The following is a 6,000-nucleotide window of genomic DNA, read 5'->3' as shown; positions in this document are numbered from 1 at the left end:
TCCGCGAACTGACGCCTCAGTCAGTGCCTGCGATTCTGCCAGTTCTCGAATTGATCCATCAGTCCGCGCCTGGAGTTCTCTAACTCTGCCATCGGCCTGCGCTTGCGCTTCTGACAGTCCGCGAACTGACGCCTCAGTCAGTGCCTGCGATTCTGCCAGTTCTCGAATTGATGCGTCGGTCCGCGCCTGCGCCTCAGCAAGCGCTGCTACGGCGCCATCCGTTCGATCCTGCGCGTCGGCGAGACGTTCGACCACTCCGACGGTCTTGAGTACTATTTCTTCAATTCGGTCTAGGCGCGCTTCAGACTTCCCCTGACTTATCACGAGTTGTGTCTGTGTTTCGCGCAGCAGTTGAATGTTCGTGGCAAACTGCGCCTGTTGATCGAGGATGAAGTCTATGGTCCTCTGAAAGTCGTCTCTGCTCATGTGGTCGCCTCCTCTACCGTCTTCTTATAGCTCACCACATTGTGTGCCGCCAAGTGCTCGCTTAAGCCAATCGAGCCTTCGCGTTAGTCGATGAAAAACTCAAGCCTCGCGTGTGCCTCGCGCAGGGCGGCTTCGACTTGATCGGGCGTTTCGGCGCGGCTGAACATGAATCCGAGGTAACTCGCGCCCTCAGGCGGCGGCAACAATTCCTGAGTTATGTGAGCCGTGATGATCACGTCTTCGACATGAGCCACAGCCTTGGCCTCATCCTCGCCAAGCACTTCTTTCAAAGTCCCGGCGCGAGGGATCGGGATCATCATCACGCCCGCCGCTCTATTCTCGCGTTCAATATGCCCAACCTCTTCCCCAAGCGCGTGCCGAATGATCAACCCTTCGAGCGAAATCCCAACGTCGAACCGCAACGCCCGCGAGCAGAGTCCGCCGATCGCGCGAGCCGCCACTTCGATCACCCACGGACCTCGCTCATTCACCCGCAGCTCGGCATGCACCGGGCCTTTCGTCAGACCCATCGCGCGAGTCGCGGCCCCGGTTGTCTCCACGATCTGCTGCTGGACATCAAGCGGCAGCCGCGACGGCGTGACGTAGATCGTCTCCTCGAAGAACGGCCCGTCGAGCGGATCAGGCTTGTCGAAGATTGCCAGCATTCGAAACTCGCCGCCGGTGACCAATCCTTCGACCGCGACCTCAAAGCCGGGAATGAATTCCTCGACGAGCGCTTCGCGAGCCAAAGCGCCTCCACGCCGCGCGAGCTGCGGGTCGCTGACGATTCGATCCAGCCGCCGCACGACTTCCGCAAATTCGTCGGCGTTGTTGGCGCGCATGACGCCTCGGCTTGTGGACAGGAATACTGGCTTGACCACGCACGGATAAGTGACCCGAGCGGCGACGTCGCGCGGGTCGTCGTCCAAAGAGAAACGCCAATAGCGAGGCACCTGCACTCCTGAGTGGCTGAGCACTTCGCGCATGAGATGCTTGTTCTTAGCGGTGATCGCGGCCTCCACAGGGTTATGCGGGAGCCTTAGCGCGTGAGCCACGGAAGCGGCGATGACAGCGGTATCTTCATCGACAGCTATGACCGCATCGATTGGAAACTGAGCCGCGAACTCTTTGGCCTGACGCGCGGCGCGTTCGGGTTCTGAGAAGTCGAGCGTAAGCAATCCCTCTGGATTCTTGTTCGCGAGAGTGCTCGGCTGTTCCGACGCGGCGACGACGTCCACATCGAGTTTCAGGGCAGCGTCGATGAAAGCCTTCGTGCGATAGGTGGTGGTCGGCAATAGCAGAAGCACGCGCGGCATACTCTTAACCTATTCCGGGCTCCGATGCTTGTCCAGCTTCGAGCGGGTTGGTTGGTGAGCCTTCTCGTTTTCGGTATATTAGGTCGAGGAGCTTACACCAATGCGATTGACCGAGATGGTTTCGTGCGCCGGTTGAGCGGCTAAGCTTGCGCCGAGCGCGCTCGCTCAGGTGCTGAGCGGGCTACCGAAACAACCATACGACCCGAATTTGATTGTCGGCTTCGACCTCGCCGACGATGCGGGAGTCTACCGTCTCAGCGACGACCTTGCTCTCGTGCAGACGCTCGACTTTTTCACCCCGATAGTGGACGATCCGTTTGACTATGGGCGCATCGCGGCGCTCAATTCGATCAACGACGTATGGGCGATGGCCGGAACTCCAATCACCGCGCTGGCCATTACTTGCTTTCCGAAGAATGGGGTGGACTTTTCGATACTCGCTGAGATCATGCGAGGCGGACTCGAGGTTCTGACTCAGAACGGAGTCGTGTTGCTGGGAGGTCACAGCGTCGACAATGAGCAGATAATGTTCGGCTACTCGGTGACCGGAGTGATAGATCCGAATAAGGTTGCGACCAACGCCGGCGCGTGTGCGGGAGATGTCATCATTCTGACTAAGCCAATTGGAACGGGCGTCATCTCCACGGGAATCAAGTTCGCCAAAGCGCCCGCTGACGTAGCAGCCTCGTCGGTCGAAACCATGTTGACCTCCGGAAAGTCCGCTGCTGAAGCGATGCGCGAGTTTGACGTTAAAGGCGCGACCGACGTGACCGGCTTTGCGCTGCTGGGACACGCGTGGGAGTTTGCCCGCGCAAGTCAGGTGACCATCGAAATAAACTCGACACGCGTGCCGATCTTGCCCGGCGCCTTGGAACTTGCCGGCGGCGGCATTCTCACCAGCGGCGACAAGACCAACCGCGAATACGTTGGCGATGACATTCAGATCGCGGAGAGCGTGAGCAAAGAGATGAGCAGTCTGCTCTACGATCCACAGACAGCGGGCGGCTTGCTGATCTCGATTCCGCCCGAGCGCGCTAATGCACTGCTTGCCCGGCTGCGCGAAGCTTATGTTCACGCTGAGATCGTCGGCCGCGTGCTTGAACGTGGGCCCCATTCGCTCATCGTAAGGTAGGCAGCAAATCTCTGAGTCTATCGAGATCAATGGACCGTGAGCTGTACATTTGTGATTCAATGGAGCTGACGCGATGCCAGAAACAAACCAATACGACGCGATAGTTATCGGATCGGGGCAGGGAGGCAAGCCGCTCTCGGTGGCTCTGGCGAAAGCAGGGTGGAAGACCGCTCTCATTGAGCGCGGATACATCGGCGGCACCTGCGTCAACTTCGGGTGCACGCCGACTAAAACGATGTTCAACAGCGCGCGTGTAGCTTATCTTTCTCGCCGGTCCGGTGATTACGGCGTGCACACGGGCCCCGTGACGGTGAACATGGCCGAGGTTCGCGCACGCAAACAGCGCGTGGTCGAGAGCTTTCGCGACGGCGGACTCCGATCCGTCGAAGCTACCCCGGGACTAGATCTGCTGAAGGGCGAGGCCAGCTTCACCGGTCCCCATTCGATTGAAGTTCGCCTGAACGACGGCGGCAAACAGTCGCTGACGGCCAACAAGATCTTCATCAACACTGGAGGCCGGCCGTCGAAGCCCGAGGTCGAAGGGCTGAACGACGTGGCCTATCTCGACTCGACTTCGATTATGGAGCTCGATCAGTTGCCGGAGCATCTGCTGGTGATGGGGGGCGGCTACATCGGACTGGAGTTCGGCCAGATGTTTCGGCGCTATGGCAGCGAGGTGACGATCGTCCACCGAGGCGACCGGCCGTTCGCGCGCGAGGATGCGGATGTTGCCGATGCGGTGGCCACCATCCTGCGCGAGGATGGGATAACGTTGCTGTTGAACTCGGAGGTTGTGCGAGCCAGCCGCGCCGAAGGCCTGATCCGCTTGACCGTGCGGACACCGGAGGGCGAGCAGTCCGTTACGGGTTCGCACCTTCTGGTGGGAGTTGGACGAACGCCGAACACTGAACGGCTCAATCTTCAAGCGGCGGGAGTCGAGACGGACGACCGCGGCTTCGTAAAGGTCAACGATCGGCTCGAAACCAACGTGTCAGGCATCTATGCACTTGGCGATGTGAATGGCGGGCCGCAGTTCACTCACATCTCTTACGACGACTTCCGAATCATTCGCACGAACCTTATCGAAAGTGGGGACGCGACCACGAGCAATCGGCTTGTGCCGTACACTGTTTTCATGGACCCGCAACTCGGCCGGGTTGGGTTGACCGAGACCGAAGCGCGCGCGCAAGGCATGAACGTCCATGTGGCTAACCTACCGATGGCTAATGTGGCTCGTGCGATTGAGATGAGCGAAACTCGCGGCTTTATTAAGGCGGTCGTCGATGCGGACACGAATCAGATACTTGGTTGCGCGGTGTTGGGAGTCGAAGGCGGCGAGTTGATGGCGATGTTCGAAATAGCGATGATGGGTCACGTGCCGTACACCGTGTTGAAGGAAGCAATATTCGCTCACCCGACGATGGCGGAGTCGATGAACAATCTGTTTACGGCAATGGATGCGTGAGCGGTCATTTCGATGCGTCTCATCAAGGAATGAGATTTTGATATGCGTCGTGGAGAGTAGCAGAATCTGCGAGGTAGGGACGCTGTTCAATTCTAGACGAGTGGAAGGTTCAAGCATGCAAGCAAAAAGGGACGAGTTGAAACCGGCGGCAAGCGTATCGGAAATGGCCGAGCGGTTTCGAGAAGTTCGCGCTCGAACGATGCAGATCGTCGAGCCGCTGGAGATTGAAGATTACGTTGTTCAGACCGCTCCCTACATGAGCCCTCCTCGATGGCACATCGGCCATACGTCGTGGTTCTTTGAGCTCTTGCTTAGGGACCACTTGGCGGGGTACCGGATCTATTCGGAAGAGTATCTCTTCTACTTCAACTCATACTATGAGCGATTCGGCTCGCGAATCGAGAGGGACAAGCGGGGCACTCGTTCGCGCCCGACGGTGAAGGACACTCTCGCCTATAGAAGACGCATCGATGAATCGATGCTCGATCTTCTAGGCGGCACTCGAGACAATCCGGAAGCCGCGGCGCTTCTGCTGTTGGTGAGGCTCGGCCTCGAACACGAGATGCAGCATCAGGAGCTTCTGGTGTATGACATCAAGCACCTGCTTTGTGAACTTTATGAGCCGGCGGCACGGGGAGCGCTCCCGCCGCGCGACAACGTGAGCGGTGTCGCTGAAGTGGAAGGCGGTCTGTTTTTGCTTGGGCACGCGGGCGATGGGTTTGCCTTCGACAATGAGAAGCCTGCTCATCGAGTCTTTGTGGAGGACTTTGCGATCGACCTGGTTCCGGTCAGCAACGGGGAGTATCTGGAATTCATGCGCGACGGAGGCTACACGGATTTTCGGTGGTGGTTTGCCGAGGGTTGGGATTGCATTCACAGCGAAGGGTGGCAAGGCCCGTTGTACTGGGAGCTGCACGGAGGCGAGTGGATGATCAGAGACTTCTCAGGCCTTCACCGAGCCGAAGACAAAGCCGACGAACCGGTGACGCACGTCAGCTTCTATGAAGCGTCCGCGTTTTCAAAATGGGCGGGCAAGCGTTTGCCGACTGAAGCCGAATGGGAGAAGGCAGCGAGTCTTGGGCCTCAACAAACTATCCGGTCGAGTTTCCCGTGGGGCGACGAAGGGCCGGCTCTGTCGAAAGCGAATCTCTTTGAGAACGGTTTGTGGGGCGTGGCTCCGGTGGGCTCATTTCCAGAAGGGAGGAGTGCACACGGGTGCTATCAGATGATCGGTGATGTTTGGGAGTGGACCACGTCCGATTACGTGCCCTACCCGGGATTCAAACCCGAGTTTGACGAATACAACGACAAGTGGTTTGTCGGGCAGAAGGTGTTGCGGGGCGGCTCATATGCGACGCCTCAGTATCACATTCGCGCGACCTACAGAAACTTCTTCCATCCTAACGAACGGTGGATGATTTCCGGGTTTCGCTGCGCCAAGACAATCTAAGAAGAGGCAGCGACCCGTCGGGAAGCTTGACGCTGCCACGGTGATAGCCTGCCATGGTGATAGCATTGACAATAAAATATCGCACTCAGTAGAATTCGAACCGCACGGGCCGTTAGCTCAGTTGGTAGAGCAGCTGACTCTTAATCAGCGGGTCGCAGGTTCGAGCCCTGCACGGCTCATTAATAGAATCAACAGCTAGAGCCACCAGCAA

At 58.2% G+C, this 6,000-nt stretch carries 4 protein-coding genes, 1 tRNA gene and 1 pseudogene; 4 read left to right on the top strand and 2 right to left on the bottom strand.

What is annotated here, in order from left to right:
• A partial coding sequence (locus tag AABO57_21010; GenBank protein ID MEK6288206.1) for a hypothetical protein occupies positions 1–426 on the bottom strand: 426 nt, incomplete at its 3' end.
• Positions 427–509: 83 nt separating this feature from the next.
• A complete protein-coding gene (locus AABO57_21005; GenBank protein MEK6288205.1) occupies positions 510–1,742 on the bottom strand; it encodes an ATP-grasp domain-containing protein in 1,233 nt (410 codons plus the stop codon).
• 148 nt (positions 1,743–1,890) lie between these two features.
• Between AABO57_21005 and selD the strand changes: the two are divergent.
• The 4 genes and pseudogenes from selD to AABO57_20985 all read left to right on the top strand — a co-directional run bounded on the left by selD (position 1,891) and on the right by AABO57_20985 (position 5,968).
• Positions 1,891–2,874, top strand: a pseudogene (gene selD / locus AABO57_21000) (selenide, water dikinase SelD).
• Positions 2,875–2,947: 73 nt separating this feature from the next.
• Complete coding sequence (locus tag AABO57_20995; protein ID MEK6288204.1) at positions 2,948–4,339, top strand: mercuric reductase; 1,392 nt, start codon at positions 2,948–2,950, stop codon at positions 4,337–4,339.
• A gap of 115 nt (positions 4,340–4,454) precedes the next feature.
• Positions 4,455–5,789 carry an ergothioneine biosynthesis protein EgtB gene (gene egtB, locus AABO57_20990; GenBank protein ID MEK6288203.1) on the top strand — a complete coding sequence of 445 codons (1,335 nt, stop codon included), beginning with the start codon at positions 4,455–4,457 and terminating at the stop codon, positions 5,787–5,789.
• Between the two features lie 106 nt (positions 5,790–5,895).
• Positions 5,896–5,968: transfer RNA gene (locus AABO57_20985), tRNA-Lys, on the top strand.
• Positions 5,969–6,000 lie beyond the last annotated feature (32 nt).

The organism is Acidobacteriota bacterium (assembly GCA_038040445.1).
Lineage (GTDB): Bacteria > Acidobacteriota > Blastocatellia > UBA7656 > UBA7656 > Onstottus_A > Onstottus_A frigus.
Note: the sequence above shows the minus strand (reverse complement) of the source record. Positions and strands in the feature narration are given on the sequence as shown.